General features: G+C 49.7%; 26 protein-coding genes and 1 pseudogene. 26 read left to right on the forward strand and 1 reads right to left on the reverse strand.

Annotated features, from left to right (window positions below; translation table 11 throughout):
• Positions 1-43 precede the first annotated feature (43 nt).
• The 10 genes from PHH59_RS09185 to PHH59_RS09230 all read left to right on the forward strand — a co-directional run bounded on the left by PHH59_RS09185 (position 44) and on the right by PHH59_RS09230 (position 6,572).
• Positions 44-445 carry a hypothetical protein gene (locus tag PHH59_RS09185; RefSeq protein ID WP_300014585.1) on the forward strand — a complete coding sequence of 134 codons (402 nt, stop codon included), beginning with the start codon at positions 44-46 and terminating at the stop codon, positions 443-445.
• A gap of 344 nt (positions 446-789) precedes the next feature.
• Complete coding sequence (locus PHH59_RS09190) at positions 790-1,413, forward strand: L-threonylcarbamoyladenylate synthase (RefSeq protein ID WP_300014588.1); 624 nt, start codon at positions 790-792, stop codon at positions 1,411-1,413.
• Between the two features lie 13 nt (positions 1,414-1,426).
• Positions 1,427-2,080 carry a site-2 protease family protein gene (locus PHH59_RS09195; protein ID WP_300014591.1) on the forward strand — a complete coding sequence of 218 codons (654 nt, stop codon included), beginning with the start codon at positions 1,427-1,429 and terminating at the stop codon, positions 2,078-2,080.
• Positions 2,081-2,186: 106 nt separating this feature from the next.
• A complete protein-coding gene (locus PHH59_RS09200; RefSeq protein ID WP_300014594.1) occupies positions 2,187-3,008 on the forward strand; it encodes a segregation/condensation protein A in 822 nt (273 codons plus the stop codon).
• 16 nt (positions 3,009-3,024) lie between these two features.
• Positions 3,025-3,603, forward strand: coding sequence for an SMC-Scp complex subunit ScpB (scpB, locus tag PHH59_RS09205; protein ID WP_300014597.1), 579 nt, complete (start codon positions 3,025-3,027; stop codon positions 3,601-3,603).
• Positions 3,604-3,634: 31 nt separating this feature from the next.
• Complete coding sequence (rluB, locus tag PHH59_RS09210; protein WP_300014600.1) at positions 3,635-4,507, forward strand: 23S rRNA pseudouridine(2605) synthase RluB; 873 nt, start codon at positions 3,635-3,637, stop codon at positions 4,505-4,507.
• 92 nt (positions 4,508-4,599) lie between these two features.
• Positions 4,600-4,842 carry an Arc family DNA-binding protein gene (locus PHH59_RS09215; protein ID WP_300014603.1) on the forward strand — a complete coding sequence of 81 codons (243 nt, stop codon included), beginning with the start codon at positions 4,600-4,602 and terminating at the stop codon, positions 4,840-4,842.
• Entirely contained in the window at positions 4,839-5,255 is a 417-nt protein-coding gene (locus PHH59_RS09220; RefSeq protein WP_300014606.1) for a type II toxin-antitoxin system VapC family toxin, read from the forward strand. Before PHH59_RS09215 ends, PHH59_RS09220 begins: the two co-directional genes overlap by 4 nt.
• Positions 5,252-5,698 (forward strand): D-aminoacyl-tRNA deacylase, encoded by a 447-nt coding sequence (gene dtd, locus PHH59_RS09225; protein WP_300014609.1) that lies wholly within the window; start codon positions 5,252-5,254, stop codon positions 5,696-5,698. Before PHH59_RS09220 ends, dtd begins: the two co-directional genes overlap by 4 nt.
• Positions 5,699-5,807: 109 nt before the next feature.
• The gene (locus tag PHH59_RS09230) at positions 5,808-6,572 is read left to right on the forward strand and encodes an inositol monophosphatase family protein (protein WP_300014612.1); all 765 of its coding nucleotides are present in this window, start codon (positions 5,808-5,810) and stop codon (positions 6,570-6,572) included.
• Between the two features lie 130 nt (positions 6,573-6,702).
• Here PHH59_RS09230 and bamE read toward each other — a convergent pair whose 3' ends face one another.
• Entirely contained in the window at positions 6,703-7,215 is a 513-nt protein-coding gene (gene bamE / locus PHH59_RS09235) for an outer membrane protein assembly factor BamE (protein ID WP_300014615.1), read from the reverse strand.
• Between the two features lie 149 nt (positions 7,216-7,364).
• Between bamE and fur the strand changes: the two genes are divergently transcribed.
• The 16 genes and pseudogenes from fur to PHH59_RS09315 all read left to right on the forward strand — a co-directional run bounded on the left by fur (position 7,365) and on the right by PHH59_RS09315 (position 21,150).
• Positions 7,365-7,781: a ferric iron uptake transcriptional regulator gene (gene fur, locus PHH59_RS09240; RefSeq protein ID WP_300014618.1), complete on the forward strand. Its 417-nt coding sequence runs from the start codon at positions 7,365-7,367 to the stop codon at positions 7,779-7,781.
• A gap of 69 nt (positions 7,782-7,850) precedes the next feature.
• Positions 7,851-9,098, forward strand: a complete 1,248-nt coding sequence (locus PHH59_RS09245) for a lipoprotein-releasing ABC transporter permease subunit (protein WP_300014621.1) — start codon at positions 7,851-7,853, stop codon at positions 9,096-9,098.
• Positions 9,091-9,771: a lipoprotein-releasing ABC transporter ATP-binding protein LolD gene (gene lolD / locus PHH59_RS09250; protein WP_300014624.1), complete on the forward strand. Its 681-nt coding sequence runs from the start codon at positions 9,091-9,093 to the stop codon at positions 9,769-9,771. Before PHH59_RS09245 ends, lolD begins: the two co-directional genes overlap by 8 nt.
• Before the next feature lie 101 nt (positions 9,772-9,872).
• Complete coding sequence (locus PHH59_RS09255; protein ID WP_300014626.1) at positions 9,873-10,025, forward strand: hypothetical protein; 153 nt, start codon at positions 9,873-9,875, stop codon at positions 10,023-10,025.
• Positions 9,997-10,602, forward strand: coding sequence for a Fic family protein (locus PHH59_RS09260; protein ID WP_300014629.1), 606 nt, complete (start codon positions 9,997-9,999; stop codon positions 10,600-10,602). The genes PHH59_RS09255 and PHH59_RS09260 overlap by 29 nt, the downstream gene beginning before the upstream one ends.
• A 308-nt stretch (positions 10,603-10,910) precedes the next feature.
• Positions 10,911-11,342: pseudogene (locus tag PHH59_RS09265) on the forward strand (integrase core domain-containing protein); the annotation flags it as partial.
• Positions 11,343-11,382: 40 nt separating this feature from the next.
• Positions 11,383-12,462, forward strand: a complete 1,080-nt coding sequence (locus PHH59_RS09270) for a hypothetical protein (RefSeq protein ID WP_300014632.1) — start codon at positions 11,383-11,385, stop codon at positions 12,460-12,462.
• A gap of 458 nt (positions 12,463-12,920) precedes the next feature.
• The gene (locus PHH59_RS09275; protein ID WP_300014634.1) at positions 12,921-15,182 is read left to right on the forward strand and encodes a DNA internalization-related competence protein ComEC/Rec2; all 2,262 of its coding nucleotides are present in this window, start codon (positions 12,921-12,923) and stop codon (positions 15,180-15,182) included.
• Positions 15,183-15,439: 257 nt separating this feature from the next.
• Positions 15,440-15,898, forward strand: a complete 459-nt coding sequence (gene nrdR, locus PHH59_RS09280; RefSeq protein WP_300014638.1) for a transcriptional regulator NrdR — start codon at positions 15,440-15,442, stop codon at positions 15,896-15,898.
• A complete protein-coding gene (gene ribD, locus PHH59_RS09285; protein WP_300014641.1) occupies positions 15,895-16,983 on the forward strand; it encodes a bifunctional diaminohydroxyphosphoribosylaminopyrimidine deaminase/5-amino-6-(5-phosphoribosylamino)uracil reductase RibD in 1,089 nt (362 codons plus the stop codon). Before nrdR ends, ribD begins: the two co-directional genes overlap by 4 nt.
• Before the next feature lie 44 nt (positions 16,984-17,027).
• On the forward strand, positions 17,028-18,137 hold the full coding sequence (locus tag PHH59_RS09290; protein ID WP_300014644.1) for a hypothetical protein: 1,110 nt from the start codon (positions 17,028-17,030) through the stop codon (positions 18,135-18,137).
• Complete coding sequence (locus PHH59_RS09295) at positions 18,134-18,505, forward strand: hypothetical protein (RefSeq protein WP_300014647.1); 372 nt, start codon at positions 18,134-18,136, stop codon at positions 18,503-18,505. Before PHH59_RS09290 ends, PHH59_RS09295 begins: the two co-directional genes overlap by 4 nt.
• Positions 18,506-18,561: 56 nt before the next feature.
• Positions 18,562-19,218, forward strand: a complete 657-nt coding sequence (locus PHH59_RS09300; RefSeq protein WP_300014650.1) for a riboflavin synthase — start codon at positions 18,562-18,564, stop codon at positions 19,216-19,218.
• A gap of 78 nt (positions 19,219-19,296) precedes the next feature.
• Positions 19,297-20,397 (forward strand): bifunctional 3,4-dihydroxy-2-butanone-4-phosphate synthase/GTP cyclohydrolase II, encoded by a 1,101-nt coding sequence (ribBA, locus tag PHH59_RS09305; RefSeq protein ID WP_300014653.1) that lies wholly within the window; start codon positions 19,297-19,299, stop codon positions 20,395-20,397.
• Positions 20,398-20,428: 31 nt separating this feature from the next.
• On the forward strand, positions 20,429-20,713 hold the full coding sequence (locus PHH59_RS09310; protein ID WP_300014655.1) for a nucleotidyltransferase domain-containing protein: 285 nt from the start codon (positions 20,429-20,431) through the stop codon (positions 20,711-20,713).
• Entirely contained in the window at positions 20,710-21,150 is a 441-nt protein-coding gene (locus PHH59_RS09315) for a hypothetical protein (protein ID WP_300014658.1), read from the forward strand. The genes PHH59_RS09310 and PHH59_RS09315 overlap by 4 nt, the downstream gene beginning before the upstream one ends.
• Positions 21,151-21,172 lie beyond the last annotated feature (22 nt).

The raw sequence follows: 21,172 nt of genomic DNA on the forward strand, positions 1-21,172 counted from the left end.
CCATCAACAACTCCAAACCTTACCAAATAAAAAGGAAAACCTAATGCGCACCAAACTACTTCGGGTCAGCTTGTTTTTATTTATCGGAATAATAACGGCTTGCGCTTCTTCATCGAACAAAGCCAGCAAGCAATCCTCCAACAACAATAACAACGAAGCCCAGCAGATCATTGGCAATATTCCGTCAAACAGCCCGTTTGCTAAAATTAAAATCGGCATGCCATTCAAACAAGTGCATGATTTGATAGGCGAGCCTACGGACACAGGAAGCCATGCGACCGGAAAAGCCTTTGTCCCCTTTTATTTTGGCAGTGATGTCATGCGCATGGAAGACCTGTATAAGGGTTTGGGGCGCATTGTTTATTCTGGCGCAGGTATGGGAGGGGTCAATTTTAAGGTTCACCAAATCATTTACGATCCTAGTGAAGACGGCTACAACAATTGATTTTATTAAGATTTTGTTGCACAAATTTACAAAAGGCGCAGACAGTCTGATTGGAGGACAAAGCTAGCCTGCCAAATGGATAAATTGCTTATCAGGGTTTGGCTAAAAATAACTTCCCTAAATCAGCGATGTTTAGGGAAGGCTTGGTCGTTCCAACGAGGAAGATAATCATCAAACAGGACCGTCATGGTTTTGGGAAAATCTGTAGCGCACTTTTTGCCCGTCGCATAGAACCCCGTCAAAATTGATGCCTTTCATCGGCACGACAAGCCGTGCTATTCGCCCTGCAAGCTTTTTCTGATCTACGTTATAATGTGACGAATTCATTCAGGCAACGGTAAGCAATGGCCCAGTTAATTGAAGTTCATCACGAAAACCCCCAGTTGCGGCTAATCCAACGTGCCGTTGCGATAATCCAACAAGGCGGGGTCATCGCGTATCCCACCGATTCATCCTACGCGCTGGCTTGCCATATTGGTGATAAACAGGCGATGGACACCATCCGCCGTATCCGGCAATTGGATGACAAACATGATTTCACGCTGGTTTGCAAAGATTTGACGCAAGTCTCGATGTTCACCAAAATCGGCAATGATGCGTTCCGCTTGATCAAGGCCCTGACCCCTGGCCCGTTCACGTTTATCCTTGATGCCACCAAAGAAGTCCCGCGCCGCTTGCAACATCCCAAGAAAAAAACGATTGGCATCCGCATTCCTGACCATCCGGTCGCACAAATGCTGGTCAAGGAACTGGATGAAGCCCTGTTCAGCACAACCTTGAGTTTGCCTGGCGAAGATGAAGCACTGACCGATCCTTATGACATCAAGGAAAGGCTGGATCATGAACTGGATTTAGTGATCGATGCGGGCATCATACATTTTGAACAAACCACCATGATCGAATTTACCAGCAATGGCCCCGTCATCGTCAGGCAAGGCAAAGGCATTGCCACTATGCTGACCCAATAGAGGAACCACCACCATGATGGATGAATTAACCCTAGTCCAACGTATCATCGTTTGGGCTTTACCGGTTATTTTTGCAATCACCGGACATGAAGCCGCCCACGGCTGGATGGCGAAAAAATGCGGCGACAACACCGCTTACATGCTGGGGCGTTTGACCTTGAACCCCCTGAAACACATCGACCCGCTGGGCACCTTGATTTTGCCGGGGCTTTTGCTGATGACCGGCACGGGCTTTATATTTGGTTGGGCAAAACCCGTGCCGGTGAACGGACGGTATTTTAAAAAGCCCTTGCGTGATATGGCTTTTGTCGCCGCCGCCGGGCCTTGCGCGAATTTGCTGATGGCAATCGCTTGGGCGTTGCTGGCGCGGCTGGGGGTGACCATCGGCATGGAAGCGATTTCCCTGCCTTTGATTTATACCGGTGTCGCTGGTATTTCAATCAACATCTCGCTGGCTTTGATTAATTTGCTGCCCATCCCGCCCCTTGACGGCAGCCGCATTTTAACCGGGCTGCTACCGTACCGCTTAGGCGTGCAATACAACCGGCTTGAACCTTACGGCTTTATTATTTTACTGGTGATGCTGTATACGGAAGTGCTGGGTGCCGTGCTGCAATATCCTTTGTATCTTGCCCATAATTTGTTCTTTTCGTTGGCTGGGTTGTAACCGCCTTTCTGGCTTGAAAAACCAGAAAAACCTGCAAGCTGGAATGGGTTTGTAACCCATCCCGCTCTGGCATCGGGTTTATCAGGCTAACGCACAACACATAAACATGACTCCAGCAGACACCGAAATAGCCCCAGAATCCCCTGCATTCGCCATCGTCAACGGTACGCCATTCAACCTGCTCCCCGATGATTTGTACATTCCGCCCGACGCGCTGGAAGTGTTTCTGGAATTGTTTGCAGGGCCTTTGGATTTGTTGCTGTACCTGATCAGAAAACAAAACCTGGACATCATCAACATCCCGATAGCGCAGATCACCCAGCAATACATGGCCTACATCCAGCTCATGGGCGATATGAAAATCGAGCTGGCGGCGGATTATCTGGTGATGGCGGCGTGGTTGGCGGAAATCAAATCCAGGATGCTGTTGCCGCGCCCGCCAGAAGCCGAAGACGAGGAAGACGACCCACGGGCGGCCTTAATCCGTCGCTTGCAAGAGTATGAAACGATAAAATACGCCGCCGAGGCGTTGGAAGCATTGCCACGCATGGAACGCGATTTTTTTTGCGTTGACGTGGACACCGCCACAATAGACGTTGAGCAAAGCTTTCCCGAAATTGAAATGGGCGAATTGCTGCTCGCCTTCAAAGCCGTGTTAAAACGCGCCGAACAACTTAGCCACCACGCCATAACCAAAGAAGCATTATCAGTCCGTGAACGCATGTCTACGATATTGGAAAGCCTTAAAGGCCCAGATAGCCGATTATTTACAGAATTATTCGCCCGCCGCGAAGGCCGGCACGGCGTGGTGGTCTCCTTTCTTGCTATACTGGAACTCGGCAAAGAAGGGCTCATCGAAATTATCCAGTCAGAACCCTTCGCCGAGCTGCGCGTTAGAGCCAGCCAAACCGCCCTCGCCAATCATTGACTCACCGCCGGTCAACGTGGAAATCCAGCGCATCGTCGAAGCCATCTTGTTTGCCGCCAAACGGCCAATGACTTGCAAACAAGTGCAACAGGTGTTTCCCGAATTGGAGCAGCCGGATTTGGCGGAGATTCAAGCCGCCATCGACGCGATCACCGTTGATTACCAGCCGCGCGGGATTGAGTTGGCAAAAATCGCCAGCGGCTACCGTTTTCAGGTGCGTTCGGATTTGTCGCGCTGGGTTTCGAGGTTGTTTGAAGAAAAACCGCCGAAATATTCCAAAGCCTTGATGGAGACACTGGCGATCATCGCCTACCGCCAACCCGTCACCCGTGGTGATATTGAAGATATTCGAGGGGTCAGCGTCAGCACCGGGATGGTCCAAACCTTATTGGAACGTGAATGGGTCAGGGTTTTGGGCCATAAAGAAGTGCCCGGACGGCCCGCCTTATACGGCACGACCAAACAATTTCTGGATTATTTTAATCTTTCCACCTTAAATGAATTACCGACCTTGCAAGAATTGCAAGGTTTTGAGCTGTCAACACCGGAAACGACCGTGGCCGAAGGGCCAGGATTGATTGCTCCGTCTGATTGACCCCAATCCTAATACAACCCGCAGGTAAACCGTGAATAACAAACCCTCAAGCCGTGTCCCGCGCCGTTCGCGCCCGGACACTGCCGTTACCCAAGCTGCTGCTGCCAAGCCCAGCGCAAAAATCAGTACGAATGCCAGTGCCAAAACCGCGCCGCCGCATCCCGAATCGGGCGAGCGTATCCAAAAAACCCTCGCCCGTGGCGGGGTAGGTTCACGCCGCGAAATTGAACGCTGGATCACCGAAGGCCGTCTGAAAATCAACGGTATCACGGCCACCTTGGGCACACGCCTAAACACCGGTGACCGTTTGCAAATTAACGACCGTATCGTCAACTGGGAAAAATTCACCGAGCAACCGACGCGCGTGTTGCTGTACCACAAACCCACCGGCGAAGTCGTCACCCGCCGTGACCCCGAAGGCCGCCCCATCGTCTTCCGCCGTTTGCCGCCATTGATAGCAGGCCGTTGGATAGCGGTCGGACGCTTGGACATCAACACATCAGGCTTGCTGCTGTTGACCAACAACGGCGAACTGGCAAACCGTTTGATGCACCCTTCCACCGAAGTCGAGCGCGAATATGCCGTGCGTATCTTAGGCCATGTTTCGGACGCAACTTTGGAAACCTTAAAAGAAGGTGTGCAACTGGAAGACGGCTTGGCAAAATTCGACCAAATCTTTTCCACAGGCGGCGAAGGTGCGAACAAATGGTATAACGTCATCGTCACCGAAGGCCGTAACCGCTTGGTCAGGCGCTTGTGGGAATCGCAAAACGTCGTCGTCAGCCGCCTGATGCGCGTCCGCTACGGGCCGGTGGTGCTGCCCGAATGGCAACGTACCGGTGCGTTTTATGAGATCAACGAGAAGGAACAGCAGTTGTTGTTTGAATTTGCGGGGATGGAGTAAGGCTATGTCCCTCTAAAGCGTATTTTTAGCTTGATTTTCTATCAAGAAAAACCATAATAAAACCACTTTGGTTTCATTATGGTGTTGCAACAATGGCTACCCTGACCCTCAAAAACATTCCAGACCCGCTTTATAATCAAGTAAAGGAATCCGCCCGTTTACATCATAGAAGCATTAACGGGGAAGTCATTTATTGTCTGGAAAGGGCGTTAAATCCACATCAGCTCAATGTCGCCGAGCATTTGGCAGTGGCGAGGCAATTACGGGCTAAAACGGCAAACCATGTCCTGACCGATGATGAGATTGACCTAGCGAAATTCGACGGCAGGTTATGATTGTTGCCGATACCAACACCATCGCGTATCTGTACTTAAACAGCGACAAATCCGCCCAAGCCGAACAATTGCTGATGCTGGAACCGAAATGGATTGCGCCAGGTTTATGGAAAAGTGAGTTTCGTAGCGTTTTAAGCCACTATTTACATAAAAATCTATTAACGTTTGATGAGGTTTTGCTAATTGTCCAGCAAGCCGAAAGCTTGATGCTTGATAGTGATTATGAAGTGTCTTCTGCGCATATTTTACAACTGGTCAATGCCAGCAATTGCTCCGCCTATGATTGCGAGTTTGTCGCTTTGGCAAAACTGGTAAATATCCCACTTATCACGGCGGACAAAAAAGTCCTTAATGCCTTTCCAACAATTGCCCAAACGATAACCGATTTCATCGCAAAAAACTCACCCACATGATCACCATCATCCAACGCGTCACCTCTGCCAAAGTGACCGTCAGCCAGCAAGACATCGGTGTCATCGGCATTGGCATTATGGCCTTGGTCGGCGTGGAAAAACCGGACACCCGCCAAGATGTGCAAAAATTGCTGGAGCGTATCTTGAATTACCGGATTTTTGCCGACGAAAACGACCGCATGAACTTAAGCTTGCGTGACATAAACGGCGGTTTGTTGCTGGTCCCGCAGTTCACCTTGGTTGCCGATACCCAAAAAGGCAACCGCCCCGGTTTCGCCTCCGCCGCACCGCCGGAACAAGGCCGCGAGTTGTTCGCGTATTTGCAAGAGTTGGCGCAGGCGACTCATGCCCCTGTCGCATTTGGGCAATTCGGCGCGGATATGCAGGTGTCGCTGGTCAATAACGGGCCGGTGACATTTACCTTGCGGACACATCATGCTTAACGCCGGGTGGCTTGCCATTATGATGAGGTCTTAATCCCCGAAAATGTAACAACCATCATGTAACAAACCATCGCGTATAATTCATTTTTTCACTTGATAATCCTAAGCCATGACCATTTCCCTAGTTGAACTTGAAACCATTGTCCGTGCCGCCGGACAAATCGCCCTGACGTATTTTAAAGATTTAAAAAACACGGCGATCCACAAAAAAAATCCCCGTGATTTTGTCACCGCCGCCGATCTTGCCGTGGAAGCCTATTTGCAAGCGACGCTGACGGAAACATATCCCCAATATGGTTTTTGGGGCGAAGAGAGCGGGCAATCGGCGGATCAGTCGGCGCGTTGGGTGGTTGATCCGATAGACGGCACCCATTCGTTTTCCAGAGGCCAGTATTTTTGGTCAATCAGCGTGGCCTTGGAAATTGATGGCGAATTGATGGCGGGGGCCGTGTACGCACCCGCTTTGGACGATTATTACACGGCGGCAACAGGCCGGGGTGCGTTTAAGAATGGCGTGGCGATCACCGTGTCTAACGAAAGCAGCCTCGCCGATGCGATGGTGGCGACGGGTTTTGCGTGTTTACGCTCGTACTTGACCGATAACAATTTGGAGCGGTTCGGACGGATTGCCCAACGCACCACCGGACAGCGGCGGTTTGGCTCGGCGGCGATGGATTTATGCCTGGTTGCCGATGGTCAGGTTGATGCGTTTTGGGAGCAGGAATTGAATTTGTACGATGTCGCCGCTGGCGCGTTGATTGTGCAGGAAGCGGGTGGTACGGTGACGGATTTTCAAGGCAATCCCGGCGTTTTCCCCAAGCAGATTTTGGCGACCAACGGCAAGGTATTGGCTGAGATTTTGACCTTGATGTAAAGGGCTAACACCTGAAGTGGATCCAAGCAACAGGTGGCCGGTTAAATAGCTGGCATCCGTTGATAGGCGGAGTACAAACTGAGGGTTTGTACTCCCAAAAAACAGATTTAAGCCATGAGGCTCAAGAGGCTCAATAAGTTGAATCGCCTTGCTTGGGCTTCAGGTTGTCCGGGTCTGTATTCGCGTTGCTTTCGCCAAAGCCAAACCATCCGGTGATTTTTTCCCACAAGGTCTTGTCCAGATCGCGCTTAGGTACGAAGACGGTGGTTTCGCGTGGCGGTTTGACGATGGGCACGGCACTAGGTCTCAAATCACCTTGTATTCCAGCCAGTTCATCGCCGTTAAAAACCAGTGTGATCTTTTTTTGCACTGCGTCCTGTCCACTTACTTTATCGGAATAAAAATAATCCCAGCGGGATTTGTGGAACACATCTTTCAGCATCGGCGAACCCATGATGTACAGCACTTGGCGTTTGTTCATCCGGGGTTTGAGCTGGTCTATCATGTCCTGGTCGATGATGTTCCCTTGTTGGATTTCCAGGCTATACACGCCTGGCACATGATTCAAAATCGTGGAACAAGCAGTAAGGTTTAGCACCAGCAGACAAACGGAAAAAAGTGGTTTACTCAGTGGTTTACTCATTGGAACAGCAATAAAGATTGAAAACGCAAAATCATACAGGATGTTAATTGATTATCCTATAAAACTGTCTGCCCCGCCCTCCCTGAAAAAGGCTACAATGGCCTGAATTTTCAACTACTGCCGACATTGCGGCTTATCGGAGCTTAACAATGGAATCCCTTGATTTAAAAAATGCTGGCTTAAAGGTCACTTTGCCGCGCGTCAAGATTCTGCAAATTTTGGAAAAACAAGTTGATGAACGCCATTTGACTGCGGAAAAAGTGTATAAAATTTTGTTAAGCGAAGATGAAGAAATTGGCTTGGCTACCGTTTATCGTGTGCTGACCCAGTTTGAAGCGGCAGGGCTTGTCACGCGCCATCATTTTGAAGGCGGCAATTCGGTGTTTGAATTGGCGACTGCCGACCATCACGACCACATCATGTGCATGAAATGCGGCAAAGTCGATGAATTTAGCGACGATATCATCGAAGCCAGGCAAAAAGAAATCGCCGACAGGCTAGGTTATGAACTTACCGACCACGGTTTGTATCTGTATGGTTTCTGCCCGCAGTGCAGAAAACCTTAACGGTCATACCTTTCAGGTTTAATAAACCTGAAAGGTCTAAATCCCCATTTTCCCCTACCAAAATCATTCATGTTTAAACCCCTGATCTTTTATATTGGCCTACGTTACACGCGGGCGGAACGGCGCACCCAATTCATTTCTTTCGTCACCTTGGCCTCGGTGCTGGGCATCGCCTTAAGCGTCGTGGCCCTGATCACCGTGTTGTCGGTCATGAACGGCTTTGTCGAACAAATCAGTGCGCGTATGCTCAGCATGACCGCCCATGCCACGATGACCGGCAAAGTCGGGCAATTGAACAACTGGCAAGAGCTGGAGCAAAAACTGTCCGGCACACCCCATGTGCAAGGCGCGGCCCCGTTCATCAACGGGCAGGTGATGATTAATGCCGACCGCCGTGTCAGCGGCACAGTGTTGACGGGTGTGTTGCCGGAAATGGAAGCCAAAGTTTCTGAAGTCGCCGAAAAAATGACATCCGGCAAATTAAGCGATTTAATCGCCGGACAATACGGCATTGTTTTGGGTGAAGAGCTTGCCAATTACTTGGGCGTGATGACCGGCGACAAAATCACCGTCATCAGCCCACAAGTCAATTCCACGCCCGCCGGGGTCGTGCCACGGATGCGCCGCTTCACCATCGTAGGCACGTTCAAAGTCGGCATGTTCGAGTATGACCGCAATATGGCGTTTATCCATATCGACGATGCCGCGAAACTGTTCCGCATGGATACAGCGGTATCGGCTTTACGCATCAGGTTGGACGACTTGCTCAACGCCCCGCAAATCACCCGGGAATTGGCGGAAAAATTTTACGATGAATACCAAGTCAGCGATTGGACCCAAGCCCACGATAATTTCTTCCAAGCCATCAAAATGGAAAAGCGCGTCATGTCAATCATTTTGCTGATGATGGTTGCCGTGGCGGCGTTCAACATCGTCTCCACGTTGATTATGGTCGTCACCGACAAACGCGGCGACATCGCCATCTTAAAAACCCAGGGTTTGACTGCCGGTTCGGTTATGGGGATTTTTATGGTGCTAGGTACAGTGATTGGCCTGGTGGGGACGGCATTGGGCGTAATCGGCGGTGTGTTGCTGGCGTGGAATATCGCCGACATCATCAAAACCGTTGAAAACACCTTTGGCATCAAATTCCTGTCCGCCCAAGTCTATTACATCAGCGATCTGCCCTCGAAACTGATCTGGACGGATGTGTACGTCATCGCCAGCATGGCGTTTTTGTTGTCCTTGCTCGCCACCATCTACCCCGCGTGGCAAGCGTCCAAAGTCAATCCGGCGGAGGTGCTGCGTTATGAATAAACCCATTTTATCCTGCCAAAACCTCACCAAACGCTATAGCCAAGGCGAGTTGGACGTTGAAGTCTTAAAAGGCGTGAACCTGCACATCGGCATCGGCGAACAGGTCGCCATCATGGGCGCATCCGGTTCCGGCAAAAGCACCTTGCTGCATTTGCTAGGCGGATTGGACAAACCCACCGGTGGCAATGTGGTTTTGGACGGCCTGGATTTGAACAAAATCGGCAGCCGCCAACAAGCCAAACTGCGCAACAAATCGCTAGGCTTCATTTACCAATCCCACCATTTGCTGGGCGAGTTCACCGTCTTGGAAAACGTCGCCATGCCCTTGTTGATTGCGGGTGAATCCGTGACTGAGGCCAAACGCCGCGCCACCGCCTTGTTGCAGCGTGTCGGCCTGGGCCACCGCATCGCCCACAAACCCGGCGAACTCTCCGGCGGCGAACGCCAACGCGCCGCCGTCGCCCGCGCCTTAATCAACAAGCCCGCCGTCATCCTGGCGGACGAGCCTACCGGCAACCTCGACAGCAAAACCGCCGAACAAGTCTATCAACTGATGCTGGAGCTGAACCAAGAGCTGCAAGTGAGCTTTTTGGTGGTCACGCACGACCATGAACTGGCGGCGAAAATGGGCAAGGTGTTGCACATGGAGGATGGGGTGATTGTGGGTGAATGATAGCCCAGCAAACACATCAATAGGATAAGGTGGCTGTTGTTGGTAATGGCGAACAGTTTAAAATTAAAGGCAATTCATATATTGGCAAAAGGTATTTACCTATGGATAAAATCCGCTTTAACCCTTCTGAATTAAAAAAAATTATCCAAACAACGCAGGCGATAGAAGGTTACAAGCCCGCCGCAATGGAAGTTGTTAAAAAAATTCAGCAATTGCGGCAACAATATGGCATCCAAGTATCACCTCGAAAATAGTCTGGTTTATATCGCTGGCACGGATATTCCTCATAATAAGCCGGGTATCACCGACAGCGAAGAATTACACGAAATCGAGCGCGAATTATTGGAAGAGGCATATCAGGTTTTTAACGCCGAACTTGATGAAAACACGGTGTTTGATGAAGCTTATTTTAAGTCCTTGCACCAACGGACTTTTGAAAGCTTATACGATTGGGCGGGAAAATACCGTAGTTTCAATATGGTAAAAGGTGGTTCGCACTTTTGTCTGGGTGCTTATGTGGAAAGTAGCTCGCATAAACTGTTCACCGAATTGGCAAAAGAAAACTATTTGGCGACGACTATTTCTAAATCGGAGTTTGTCCATAAATTGGCTTATTTCAAATGTGAGTTGATCGCCTTGCATCCTTTTTATGAATTGAATGGTCGGATCACCCGGCTATTTTGCGATATGTTGGTGCGTTATAACGGCTATCACTCTATTGATTATTCGGGAATTCCGCCAGAAACTTATATTCAGGCAGCTATTCAATGCGTACAGTTTGCCGATTGCACTGCAATGGAAAGGATTATTGCGGATGGATTGAAAGGTTGAGTGAACTTAGCGCGGGACGGAGTTTGTAACCTGTCTCTTGATCACAATTTACCCCATAAATACACTGTAGCCCTATGAACATAGGGTTATAGTTGCAAAAACAAGAGAATGTTTTGAGTCTTCAAAATGGGCGTAGCATAGGGTGCTTAAGTGCGTGTTTTAAAAGTACGACGGTGGTGAAAACTGAGGTTTTTTAGATCAAATTCATCTTGAAACAAGGTGGTCTCATCCAACTTTCCAATGTTACGTTCGAGCAAGCCAGTTGATTGTGGCCAATTTTTACTAAATCGAGACTTTTAAAACACGCACTAAAGCGCGTTGCAGAAGCCGCGCCCATGAAAATCGTCAAGCTACTCACTGACAATGGCATCCAGTTCACCGACCGTTTCACCAGCAAAGGCAAGCAGCCTACGGGGCGGCATAACTTCGACCAGGCCTGTGCCGGACTTGGCATTGAACACCGTTTGAGTCCGCCTCGCCATCCGCAAACCAACGGCATACCCTCTGGGGCACAAGTGGTGGAGCGTTTTAATGGACGGTTCAGCGAACTGCTCAAGCAAACCCGGTTTAGCTCCGCCGAGGAATTGGAGAAGACCTTACTCAGCTACCTGGTTATCTACAACCATCATATTCCACAACGCGCCATCAACCATCAAACACCCATGCAAGCCGTCCAAAAATGGCAAGAAGATAAGCCTGAATTGTTTGTTAAAAAGGATTATGACCAGGCGGGACTTGACACTTACTATTTGAACGGGACTAAAAATGCTAATACGGCTCATGGCAATCGCTTATATAGGCACAATCCTCAGTTTTTCTTTAACGGATTCTGTGCAAGCGCAGAATACAGAGGTATTAAATGCCGTAAATAAACTGCAACAAGAGCTAGGGGATGGCTGGTTTATTGACTGGAACGCACAAAAAACGGCGCTTAAGGGCTTGGGGATTAAGGGCATCAGCAATAAAACCGATATTACGGAAAGTGATATTTTACAAGCTGCTGATATGGCGGCAAATAACCGCTATTGGTTCGCAGCCCCTGATGAAAAATTGTTCACGCTAAAAGAATTCGCCCAGGCTTTTTTAAAAAACCATGCAGTTCTGTTCCAATTGCCCACCGAACTCCACGATTTGCAGATAAGGGTTACTGGTGGCGATGACAACAATGGCGACGATCCGGGCAGCGAAAAATCTAACGCTTATTGGCTAAAAATCAGCCAAACTTTTAAGGGCTTGCCGGTTTTTGACCGGGGCATGGATATAAGCCTGATCACAAGGCAAGGTGTTTATCCCGCCAATGGGTCTGCCACTGATAGGCCGGTTGAGGAAACCCGATACCAAAGCCAAGACATGGACATAACCGATTTGCCAAACAACTTTACGTCCAGACCCTATAGCCGCACAACCCCGACATTGTCAGAAAATATGGCAAAGGAATTAGGTCTGGGCATAAACACGCAGGCCCAAGCAAGGGCTGATTACGCCCCTAAGACCGCAGATGTGCCAGTTGAAGAACATCAATACCGAGGCAAAGACATTGGCATTTATCTGTTGGGCAACAATTATCTGCCCGGCATTGACATTTCTATAACCCCCACCCTATCAAAACAGGACATCCTAGCCATAGTACGGGAAGATGCGCGTCTACAAAAGTTAATCACAAGCCAATTACCGGACACGTTGGCAGAAAATGCCCACCTCAGATTGGGCGTGTTCGGGACTGAAAATGACCAGCCTATCTTGGCGTATAAATTGGACGCACTTTTTGCAAACGGTGATGTCCGCGCCACTTATTTTGTCAGTGCACATGGCGGGACAATATTGCGGTTCTCTGCGTTTAGGGTTTCGGAATGCAAATAAGAACCATAGGATGCGCTGAGGTACGAAGCGTATCGTTCGCGTAGATGAACGTGAATGATGCGCCTCCTATCGTCGGCACATCCTATTGCACTCGTTGAACAATCAGGCGTTTTCATTAGAAAATGAAACCATTTTTGCTCCCGCTTTAAAATTAGACATCTTTCCTATTAAATATTTACTTCATTAAATCAATAGGTTAAATCTTCCTGTTGTTTTGTAGCCCACTAAAATAAATAGAGAAAAACTATTTAGGAAAGATGTCTATTGTATCGTTCATCAAACATTAATTTTGCCGATGCGCTGATTTTACAAAACTGTATGCGTCAAAATTTAAACTTGTTAAATTTTGATAAGAAGTTGCAGAAGCAAGAGAATGTTTTGAGTCTTTAAGATGGCCGCAGCATAGGGTGCTTAAGGAAGCCCGTCAACTTACCACAAAACCTTTGGCGTACCGCACCATGATCCTCATCGCCCCAGCCTTTCTCGCCGGAATTTTGCTGGTGCAACAATTCGCTGTTTTACCTTCACTTAATTGGCTCATTCTCTGCTCAATAGCCGCTAGTGTCGCCGCTTACCACCGCTACCATCCCGCCACTTTTTTCTGCTTAGGCATACTCTGGGCAACGCTATTTGCCAATCTGCACTTAAATGACCGTTTGCCCGCATCGTTAGCGGGAATTGATACCGAAATCACCGGAACCATTGCCGATTTGCCAGAAATTACCGACAAGCTCGTCCGTTTTGATCTTGCTGTCAACGATCCACCGGCGCAGATTCCGGCGAAAATCCGCTTAAGTTGGCAAAATTTCGACCACACTCTTAAGGCCGGACAACAATGGGCATTCACCGTCAAACTCAAGCAGCCGCACGGTACGCTGAACCCCGGCGGCTTTGATTACGAACGCTGGCTATTTACCGAAGGCATAGGCGCGACGGGCTTTGTCCGCCCCTATCCAAAACCTATGTTGCTGGCGCAAGCCTCAAATCTTTCAATCAGTTATTGGCGGCAAGCGATTAATGACCGATTATCGGCCTTGCCTATCAAGCCCGACCATATCGCTTTGCTAAAAGCCCTTACCATTGGCTTTGGCAATGAATTGACCCCGGCGCAATGGGATATTTTTCGGCAAACGGGCACGACGCATTTGGTGGTGATTTCCGGTTCGCACATCGCCTTGATTGCAAGCTTGGTATATTGGCTGGTTTTGAAACTGTGGGCGGGGACGGGTGTGTTGCGCTGGTCGCCGCCACGGGTTGCCGCTGCGGTAGCGTTGGCGGCTGGGATTGCTTACGCCGGATTGGCGGGATTTTCGGTGCCGACCCAACGCGCCGTTGTAATGTTGGCGGTGCTGATGTTGGCGATTATCTGGCAACGCCCCGTCCGGCCTTTCCACACGCTGGCCTTGGCCTTGTTCGCCGTGCTGGTTTATGACCCATTGGCGGTGTTGTTGCCCGGATTTTGGCTGTCGTATTTTGCCGTCGCCGTGATTGTTTATGCGGTTAGCGGGCGTTTGGGCAAGCTGGATTTCTGGCGGGAAATGTTCCACATCAATTGGCACACCTCGTTGGGATTATCGCCGCTGTTGCTGTTGTTCTTCCAACAAGTGTCAGTCTGTGCGCCGCTGGCAAATGCGTTTGCCGTGCCTATGATCAGCATATTGCTGGTGCCGCTGGCCTTGTGCGCCACCTTGCTGTTGTTCGTTTACCAACCCTTGGCAGACGTGTTGATGGCCTTGCTGGACACACTCTTGCACTACCTGATGCTCGTCCTGTCCTGGTTTGCCCAATTGCCTTTGGCGACTATCAACCATCCGCAGCCATCCTGGCTGGCATTGGTTTTGGCATTAATCGGTCTGGCCCTGTTGCTGGCTCCACGAGGGATGCCAGCGCGATATTTGGGCTTGGTGATGCTATTGCCGTTGTTGTTTCCAGACAGCAAAAAACTGCAAGACGGTGAACTGAAAATGACTTTGCTGGATGTCGGGCAAGGCTTGGCAACGGTGGTGCAAACCGCAAACCATAGCCTGGTTTACGACACGGGTGCGAAATTCTCCCCGCAAAGTGATAGCGGCCAGCAAATTGTCCTACCGTTTTTGCACCAGCAAGGCGTTACCCATTTGGACAGGCTTATCATTAGCCACGGTGATAACGACCATATTGGCGGTGCGGCCTCGGTGTTGCGGGAGATTCCGACGGATAACGTGTTGACCAGCGTACCGAAGCAACTCGCCGATTTTGCGCCGATTGCCTGTGTCGCCGGACAATCATGGGATTGGGATGGTGTCAGGTTTACAGTCTTATCTCCGTCAACCACGCCGTTTGTTTCAGATAACAACAATTCTTGTGTCGTGAAAGTCGCTTCCGCTTACGGTTCCGTATTGTTGACCGGCGACATCGAAGCCGAAGCGGAAATCTGGTTGCTGAAAACCTACCGCGAACAGCTACGCGCCGATGTGCTAATCGCCGCCCATCATGGCAGCAAAACGTCTTCGACCTATTCTTTCCTGCAAACCGTTTTGCCAAATGCCGTTTTGATCCCCGCAGGTTTCCACAATCCCTTCGGGCATCCGCATCCAAAAATCCTGCAACGCTATCGGGAAATGGGCATTCAGTGGTTGAATACGGCGGATAGCGGTGCAATCACTTTGCTATATCAGAAGGACGGCAGAATTTTGGAAAATTTACGGCACAGCGAGGCGCGATATTGGCATTTTCGCTGAAGATAATATTTGTCCACGAAAGCCACGAAAAAAAGCAGAAAATAGGGTGGGGGAAAGTTACCACGCTGGAACGGGTTTGTTGCCCGTTCCGTAATGTTTTGTCTTTTATGTATTGAAACTTTTCGTGCTTTTCGTGGCTTTCGTGGACAATTTGTAATCTAAAACCATAACGACTTAAAAAATGTTATAAAATAACGGGGTTTGAAAATTACGCCGGAATTTTCCGGTCCAGAATAAAAGAATCACGGCTAAAAATTATGCGATGTCCTTTCTGTGGCGCACACGATACCCGCGTACTGGATTCTAGGTTGGCGAATGAAGGCGACCAAGTCCGTCGCCGCCGGGAATGCAATGTTTGCAAAGAGCGATTCACCACCTTTGAAGTGGCGGAATTGACGATGCCGCGCGTCATCAAGCGCGATGGCAACCGCGAACCGTTTGATGAAAAAAAACTCCGTTCAGGAATGCTCAAGGCTCTCGAAAAACGCCCCGTCGATGGTGATGCCATTGAAGCCGCCGTCAACCGGATCAAAAAAGGCCTGATGGTGATCGGCGAGCGGGAAATTTCCGCGCAGGAATTGGGCGAAAAAGTCATGAAAGAACTCAGCACCCTCGACCATGTCGCTTTTGTACGTTTCGCTTCCGTGTACCGTAGCTTCCAAGATGTCAGCGAATTCACGCAAATGATCGCCGACCTACAACAGAAAAACCCATGAGTGAAGCTTTTGATGATGCACGGTTCATGGCAAGGGCCTTGCAATTGGCCGGCAATGGACGCTACACCACCGACCCGAACCCGCGTGTCGGCTGTGTCCTGGTCAGGGCTGGCGACATCATCGGCGAAGGCTGGCACCAACAGGCGGGCCACGGCCATGCTGAAGTCGAAGCCTTAAAAACCGTCGCCGACGCGCGAGGCGCGACCGCTTATGTCACGCTGGAGCCATGCAGCCATCACGGCAAAACGCCACCGTGTTGTGACGCGCTGATTAACGCTGGTGTTAGCCGTGTCGTTGCCGCCATGCAAGACCCGAACCCCTTGGTTTCTGGTCGAGGTTTGGCTAATCTGCAAGCCGCCGGGATCGAGGTTGCCGTGGGTGTGCTCGAAGCCGATGCCCACGCCTTAAACCGTGGCTTCATCAAACGCATGACCGAAAACCGCCCGTTCGTCCGCAGCAAACTGGCGATGAGCCTGGACGGGCGCACGGCGATGGCTTCCGGTGAAAGCCAATGGATCACCTCGCCGCAAGCCCGCGCCGATGTCCATCGGTTACGCGCCGAAAGCTCGGCGATATTGACCGGCGTCAACACCGTGCTGGCGGATGATCCGGCCTTGACGGCACGGGTCGATTTCACTGTGTTGCAACCGATACGGATTATTTTAGATAGCCAGCTACAAACGCCACCCGCCGCGCAAATGGCGAAACTGCCAGGGCGTTCGTTAATCCTGACCTGCTCGGACGATGCCGCAAAACAGCGGGATTTGCAGGATGCAGGTTTTGAAGTGCATCGTTTGCCGGATAATAAAGGCCGCTTGGATTTGCCCGAAGCCCTGCGCTTTTTAGCAGCCCAGCAGATAAATGAAGTTCTAGTCGAAGCAGGCGCGGTATTGAATGGCGCGTTGCTGGCGGCAAATTTGCTGGATGAAATTATTGTCTACATGGCCCCGTCCATCATGGGCGACCAGGGACGCGGCTTGTTCCATTTGCCGGAAGTGCTGGCAATGGCGGATAAGAAAGAATTGAAGCTGTTGGATGTCCGGCAGGTGGGTGGGGATTTGCGGTTGGTTTTCAAACCTACATAATACTTTCAGAATTATCGATTTATTGCGGAATAAGGTGGAGAGTTATGAATAATGAATTTCTGAAGCCCCGTTTAGTTGGGGGGCGATTTGATGAACATAGTTTGCCACTTGAACTGTTAAAGGATTTTTCGGCACTTGAAGAAATGATTGTCGAAGTTGCAAAATGGAAATTTCGAGAAAGCCATCCAGAGCGGGAAAGAATTTCCAGAGGGTTTGGCAAAGGTCTTGAATTGCACCTTGCAGGAGTTGAAGAAGGAAGTGCAATTCCAGTGATTATGTTGGTTTTTCCTATGCTTTTTCCTTCTGCTGAAGCCAGTTATTTTGAACAGGCACGCGATGCTATCATTGAAACGATTGCATGTGCAGAACAAGGTAAGCCATTACCGTTACCTTCAGAATTGTTGGGGTACTTTGATCGTTTTGGGCGTGGATTACGAGGTAATGAATTCATTGAATTTTCAGGCAAAAACAATCAGCCAGCAAGGCTAACGCTTGAAACCCGTAAACGCCTTATCCTAGCATCAAAGGCTGAAGAATGGACGGAAGAAATGCCACTTAAAGGACGCATTTTTGAAGTGGATCAGGTTCGTATGAGTTTTGAATTGGAGTTAAAGGATGGTACAAAACTTAAAGCACCGCTGACTAATCAGCATTTAGATATTGTGCTGGAAGCATCTACTGGTTTCCGCAAAGGGATGCGGGTTGCAGTACAGGGCGTGGTTAAAAAAGATAGGCAAGATCATTTCAGATCAATCGAATCCGTTGAACATATCTCCCCGCTTGATCCGTTGGATGTTGAGAGCCGTTTAGAAGAGTTGGCAGAGTTGCAGGATGGTTGGCTGGATGGCAAAGGAATTGCGCCCAACGGGGATGGTTTGCTTTGGTTAGCAAAAGAGTTTGATGTGAATTTTAGTCCACTCCTACCATTGCCTTATCTTTACCCTACAGCCGAGGGTGGTGTCCAAGCAGAATGGTCAATTGGAAATTGGGAGGCATCATTGGAAGTCAATTTAGATAATAAACGTGCTGAATGGCAAGCACTTAACTTTGCGACACATGAATGCAGAGAGTGTAGTTGGGATTTTTCGGGTTCTGATGCTTGGCAAGCTCTCAATAATGCTTTAGAAGCTGTGAGTTCTGAGGAAATTGCATGAATGCAGAAACTCTTCTTTTGAGGCAAATCAATCCAAGCTTTATTCAGAATGGACGTGTCACTTCCCAAGCATTTCGTCCAACACCAAAGGACGAAAATAAATTATCTGTCTATGACGGCGACCAGATAAGCCCAGAAAATTCTTGGATACATTTTACATCTAACCCGCAATGCCGATCTGATGGTGTGATGGCAATCAGCCATGAGCAATGCGATGAACAGTCCATACCTGTTATTCCTGATGGTATACCTTTTCCTGAACATGCCTATTTGAACTTTTCTAATATGAGTAAGGGAGAAATTGAAAGGAAAGCAAAAGCATTAGTTTCAAAGGCTAAAGAACGAGGCTGGCTTTATCAAGCGCGTTAAACGGTATGTGTATTTATCAACCTAAATACAAAATTTAAGGATTAAAAGGCTTCATTATGTTCACAGGCATCATCCAATCCACAGGCAAAATCTCCGCCATCGAGCGCAAATCCGGCGATTTCCGTTTAAAAATCGACACGGGCAAATTGCCTTTAGCCGACGCGCAACTGGGTGACAGCATCGCCGTCAACGGCGTGTGCCTGACCGCCATCGAATTGGGGGCGCGGCATTTTTGCGCCGATGTTTCCAATGAAACCTGGGAGCGCACCACGTTGCGCTTAGCTGCCGTCGGATCAGCGGTCAATCTGGAACTGGCGTTGACGCCTTCCACGCGCATGGGCGGACATATTGTCAGCGGGCATGTTGACGGGATCGGCAAAATTATTGGCAGGAAACCTGATGCGCGTTCGGTGCGCTTTACCGTGCAAGTGCCTGTCGAACTGGCGAAATATATTGCTGAAAAAGGTTCGATTTGCATCAACGGCATCAGCTTGACGGTCAACGAAGTGGATGGCGCAACTTTTGGTGTCAACATCGTGCCGCACACCTTGCAGGAAACCACCTTGGATGACGCGGTGGTGGGCAGTTTGGTGAATTTGGAAGTGGATATTTTGGCGCGGTATATGGAGCGGCTGATGCGCGGTGAGGCGGTGGCGAAACCTTGCAGCGGTGTGACCGAAGATTTATTGAGAAACAGCGGATTTTTAGGCTAAATCCACAAGCGCATCAAATAATGGCAAACTGACGGTACATCTTACGTCGGCGGCATCCTACGACTATTTTGGACAATTATGAACACTATCGAAGAAATTATCGAAGATTTACGGCAAGGCAAAATGGTCATCATCATGGATGATGAAGACCGCGAAAACGAAGGCGACTTGGTGATGGCGGCATCGTTCACCCGCCCCGAAGACGTGAATTTCATGGCGCGGTACGGTCGCGGCCTGATCTGCCTGACCTTGACGCCGGAACGTTGCCAGCAACTGCGCTTGCCATTGATGGTCAATGAAAACAAAACCCCGCATTCGACCAATTTCACCGTATCCATCGAAGCGGCGACGGGCGTGACCACCGGCATTTCCGCCGCCGACCGCGCCCGTACCATCCAAGCCGCCGTCGCGCCTGATGCCAAGCCGGATGATCTGGTGCAGCCCGGGCATATTTTCCCGCTGATGGCAAAATCCGGCGGGGTGTTGAACCGTGCCGGACATACCGAAGCGGGTTGTGATTTGGCGCGCTTGGCGGGTGTGGAACCGGCTGCGGTGATTGTCGAAATCCTTAACGAAGACGGCTCAATGGCGCGGCGGCCGGATTTAGAAATCTTCGCCCAGCAACACGGCTTAAAAATCGGTACAATTGCCGATTTGATCCATTACCGCATCCAACACGAGAACACCCTGGAACGCATCAGCGAATGCGCTTATCCCACCGAGTTCGGCGAATTCCGCTTGTATGCCTACCAAGACCGCAATGATGACAATCTGCATCTGGCCTTGGTGATGGGACAACTCTCTGGTGACGGGCCAGTTTTGGCGAGGGTTCACGCACGGAATCTGTTGGATGATGTATTTTCGTCCCAGCGTAGCGATTGCAATATGCCGATCCGCTTGGCGATGCAAAAAATCGCCGAAGAAGGGCGCGGCGTGTTGGTGGTGATCCGCCAAAGCGAAAACAATAAAGCACTGGCGGAACTGATCCACAGTTACCAATTGGAAGATAATGGCATCGCCCATTCAGGGCGGGCGAACAACCCGGATTGGCGCACCACAGGCACTGGCGCACGGATACTGGCAGATTTGGGTGTACGCAAATTGAAAGTCTTGGGTACCCAGAAAAAATACATCGCCCTATCGGGGTTTGATTTGGAAGTTGCCGAGCATGTCGGGTAGTATGCAGGCAACGCCTTGATGGGAACCAACCATGCGCCTGAGCGAAGCACAACGCAGTTTGCTGAAAAATGACATTCACCGTTTAGATGCGGCGGCGCGGGTGTTTTTGTTCGGTAGCCGCACCGACGACCACAAAACCGGTGGCGATATAGATTTGTTGGTGTTCTCTAGTAAGCTCGACAACAAGCAATTGCGCCCGGTCAAATGGCATTTTTACGAGCAGTTTGGCGAGCAGAAACTAGACGTGCTGATTGATTCCGGCAATCTCGATAGCCCTTTTGTAAAAATGATTTTTCCTCGGTCCATCGAATTATGAGCTTGGCAAATCTTGAACAAAATCTGGCATTGCTGGAAAAACAATTGTTCTGGTTGGATTATTCCTATCAGCAAACCCAAGCGGTGGACTTGGCAAGAGCACTTACCATTGACGAGATCAACCATTTTGAAAACCTGTGCAGCCGTTTTGCCAGAAGCATAGATTTTTTAGTGCGCCGCGTTTTCCGCAGTATTGATGACGCCGAATTTGAAAACCAAGGCACGCTGGTTGATGTGGTCAACAACGCGCACAAGCGCAAACTGTTTGCCAGTGTGGATGTCATCAGGACATTAAAAGAACTCAGAAATGAAATCGTCCATGAATACGTTGATGAGGGCCTAAGCAAGTTGTTTGCCGAAACCGTGGAATTGACACCCGAACTGATCAAAATTATCAACAACACAATCGCTTACGCGAAACTTTTGCTAACCGCGTAATATTGTCAACTTAACCGTAACA

The organism is Methylovulum sp., from assembly GCF_028687615.1.
Lineage (GTDB): Bacteria > Pseudomonadota > Gammaproteobacteria > Methylococcales > Methylomonadaceae > Methylovulum.